Source organism: Pseudonocardia sp., assembly GCF_025465255.1.
GTDB lineage: Bacteria > Actinomycetota > Actinomycetes > Mycobacteriales > Pseudonocardiaceae > Pseudonocardia.
The window spans coordinates 1-3,477 of sequence record NZ_JAODNI010000227.1; the positions used below are offsets into that span (position 1 = coordinate 1).

Sequence of the window (3,477 nt, forward strand, 5' to 3'; positions counted from 1 at the left end):
CGGGCGAGGTCCCGGCCACGCAGTCCTCCGGGATCTGCACCCAGTAGCCCCGGTTGACCGCTTCGAGCGCGAGCCCCGGGACGGCCACGTCCGTGGACACCCCGGTCAGCACGATCGTGCCCACCCCGCGCAGCCGCAGGGCCGCGTCGAGGTCCGTGCCGTAGAAGGCCGTGAGCCCGACCGCGCGCGAGCTGACGTGATCCACCGCGTGCGGGGTCAGCTCGGCCGGGGGCGCCACGTCCGGGGTGCCGGCCACCATCCGTCCGTGCTTGATCGCCATCGCGCCCGGCAGCGAGTTACGGCGCATCCCGGCCATGTCCGCGCGGTGCGCGATGTGGCAGTGCACCACCGGCCGCCCGGCCGCCCGGAACGCCGTGGCCAGCCGCGCGATGCGCTCGACAATGCGGCGCTCCGCCGCCTCCCGGGCGACGCCGGGCGTGAGCGCGGCCTCCGGGTCGAGGATCCCGTGCTGGCACTCACTGATCACGAGGGCGGCATCGTCGTACGCGCCCGGGTCCACGCTGTCCACCTCGACATGGTGTCACATCAGGGCTCCGTTGCGGCCTGATTCCCTGCTCACAACCTTCCGTTGAGTAGACGTAGTTGTCAGAAGGTGGGCGCGCTCATAGACTGCCGCGGTACCCGGTGCGTAGCCGTCCCGGTGCCACCGACGCCACCGCGCCCCTCGCCGGGGCCCGCCACCAGGAGTCCGCCATGAGTCTGACGCTGAGCCCGGGAGCGCGGCTGCGCTCCGCCGTCTGCGCCGCCGAGGTCGTCGTCATCCGCGCGCAGGGCGAGCTCGACCTGCGCTGCGGCGGAGCGCCGATGGTCGGTAAGGACGAGTCCGCGAGGACCGACGCGGGCCCCACCCCGCCGTACGACACCGGCTCCCTGGTGGGGAAGCGGTACGTGCACGACGGCCTCGGTGTGGAGCTGCTCTGCACCAAGTCCGGCCCGGGGTCGCTCGCCATCGGCGAGCAGCCGCTGGAGCTCAAGTCCGCCAAGCCGCTGCCCTCGTCGGACTGAGCGTGAGCCCGGAACCCGCGGTTCGCCACGACCTCGGCCACGACCCGGACACCGTCGCCGTCCACTTCCCGGACACCGGCGAGCGGTTGACCTTCGGCGAGCTCGATGAGCGCTCCCGGCGCCTCGCCCGGGCGTGGCAGGACCGCGGGGTCCGCCCCGGGGACACGGTCGCGCTGCTGCTCGAGAACATCGGCGCCTACTACGTCGCGGCCTGGGCGGCCCAACGTTCGGGGCTGCGGTTCACCCCCGTGAACTGGCACCTGACCGCGGCCGAGGCGGCCTACGTCGTCGAGGACTGCGGCGCGACCGTTCTGGTCGGCTCGGAGCTGCTCGCCGGTCTGGCCCAGGAGGTCTGCCAGGCCGTCCCGGGCGTCACCGTGCGGGTCCTGGCCTCCGACCGGGAGCACGCGGGCTTCGAGCGGCTCGACGCCCTGCTCGCCTCCTCGCCCGCGGAACCGCTGGTCCCGGAGACCGAGGGCATCGCGATGTTCTACTCCTCGGGCACCACCGGCCGGCCCAAGGGCATCACCCGGGAGCTCTCCGGGGCGCCGTTCGGCACGGGCGGCCCGATGGACGGGCTCCTCGCCGCCGCGTACGGGTTCGTCCCGGGGATGGTCCTGCTCACCCCGGCGCCGCTCTACCACGCGGCGCCGCTGGGCTGGGGGATGGCGGCGCACCGCCGGGGCGGCACCGTCGTCGCGATGTCCCGGTTCGAGCCCGCGGAGATGCTGCGACTGGTCGAGGCCCACGCGGTGACCCACCTGCTGGTGGTCCCCACGATGTTCGTCCGTCTGCTCAAGCTCCCCGCCGAGGTGCGCCACGGCTTCGACCCGTCGTGCCTGCGGACGGTCGTGCACGCGGCCGCGCCGTGCCCGGTCCCGGTCAAGCGGGCGATGCTCGAGTGGTGGGGACCCGTGATCCACGAGTTCTACGCCGGGAGCGAGGGGAACGGCTTCTGCGCGATCGGCCCGGAGGAGTGGCTGGCCCATCCCGGTTCGGTCGGCAGGCCGCTGCTCGGCACGGTGCACATCACCGACGACGAGGGCACCGAGCTGCCCGTCGGCGAGGTCGGGACGGTCTGGTTCGAGGGCGGCGGCCGGTTCAGCTACCACCGCGACGACGCCAAGACCGCGGCCGCGCACGACACCCGCGGCTGGAGCACCCTCGGCGACGTCGGTCGGCTCGACGAGGACGGCTACCTCCATCTGGTGGACCGGCGCGGGGACCTGATCATCACCGGCGGGGTGAACGTCTACCCGCAGGAGGTCGAGAACGTGCTCGTGCTGCACCCGGCCGTCGGCGACGCCGCGGTGATCGGCGTCCCGGACGAGGACCTGGGCCGCCGGGTGCACGCCGTCGTCGAGCTCGCGGACCCCGACGTCCCGGTGAGCGGGCAGGAGCTCGTCGCCTACTGCCGGGAACGGCTGGCGCACTTCAAGTGCCCACGGACCGTCGAGTTCACGGCCGCCCTCCCCCGGCTCCCCACGGGCAAGCTGCTGCGCCGGACCCTCGTCGCGGTACACGAGCAGGACGCCCCCGCCGCCCTCGGCTGAGGGCGGCGGGGCCGGCTCAGCCCTGCGGTGTCTCCGGGTTCAGCAGGACCGACGCCTGCGTGCCCCACGGGGTGCGCGGCGTCGGCGGGACCGGGACCTCGGTGGCGCCCTTCTCGGCGAGCAGCGCCTTCCAACCCTCCGGGTCCCCCGCGAAGGGGGACCCGAAGCCGCCGGCGCCGAAGTTGAACATCGCGCCGAAGACGACCAGGCCGTCGGGACCGGCGATCCAGGGGCCGAAGGTGTCCCCGTAGTCCAGGGTGACGTGCGTGCCGGGGCCGCACACGACGTCACCGCACGTCATCTCGCCCTCCAGCACGAAGACGATGTGGTCCCCGTGGTGGCCGTGGTTCGGCACCATCGCGCCCGGCTCCCACTTGTTGTAGTAGGTGACGTAGCGGGGCGTCTGCTCGATCCACTTCTCCGAGATCGCCGCCGTCCGCCCGTCGGCGAACTCCAGCTTCGAGACGACCATCCAGGGCAGGTCGTCGAGGTGGGTGATCCGTGGTCCTCCGTGCACTGTGGACTCCGTTCGGTCGGGCCGGGGTCGTTCCCGGCGCGTGTGCGGGGGTCTCAGGGGCCTGCCGTCGGCCGGTGCGGCCGCGCGGTTCAACAGACCGCGCTGGACGAAGACGGCCATCGTCCGCGCGACGTCGGCCGGTGGGCGGTCCGGGAACAGCTCCGCCAGACCGGCCGGGACGCGCTGCAGCAGGGCCAGCATCACCAGAGCCGCGGCCTGCGGGTGGAACGGGTACGGCCGGTCGAGGGCGCCGAGGAACGCGGCGACCCCCCAGTAGAGGTGTGCGGACGCCGCGGCCGCCGCGACCCGGACGGAGCGGGGCATCTCCGGCTCGTCGAACCAGACCGCCAGCACGCCGCGGTACCGCGCGTTCACCGCCAC

At 73.7% G+C, this 3,477-nt stretch carries 4 protein-coding genes; 2 read left to right on the top strand and 2 right to left on the bottom strand.

Annotated elements, in window-relative coordinates; translation table 11 throughout:
- On the bottom strand, positions 1-529 hold a 529-nt coding region (locus JWP64_RS28460), incomplete at its 3' end, for a cysteine hydrolase (RefSeq protein ID WP_297503120.1).
- Between the two features lie 185 nt (positions 530-714).
- On the opposite strand from JWP64_RS28460, the gene JWP64_RS28465 reads away from it, so the two are divergent.
- Both JWP64_RS28465 and JWP64_RS28470 read left to right on the top strand, forming a co-directional pair.
- The gene (locus JWP64_RS28465; RefSeq protein ID WP_210032353.1) at positions 715-1,026 is read left to right on the top strand and encodes a hypothetical protein; all 312 of its coding nucleotides are present in this window, start codon (positions 715-717) and stop codon (positions 1,024-1,026) included.
- A gap of 2 nt (positions 1,027-1,028) precedes the next feature.
- Positions 1,029-2,579 carry an AMP-binding protein gene (locus JWP64_RS28470; protein ID WP_297503124.1) on the top strand — a complete coding sequence of 517 codons (1,551 nt, stop codon included), beginning with the start codon at positions 1,029-1,031 and terminating at the stop codon, positions 2,577-2,579.
- A 16-nt stretch (positions 2,580-2,595) separates the two neighbouring features.
- Here JWP64_RS28470 and JWP64_RS28475 read toward each other — a convergent pair.
- On the bottom strand, positions 2,596-3,477 hold an 882-nt coding region (locus JWP64_RS28475; protein ID WP_297503126.1), incomplete at its 5' end, for a hypothetical protein.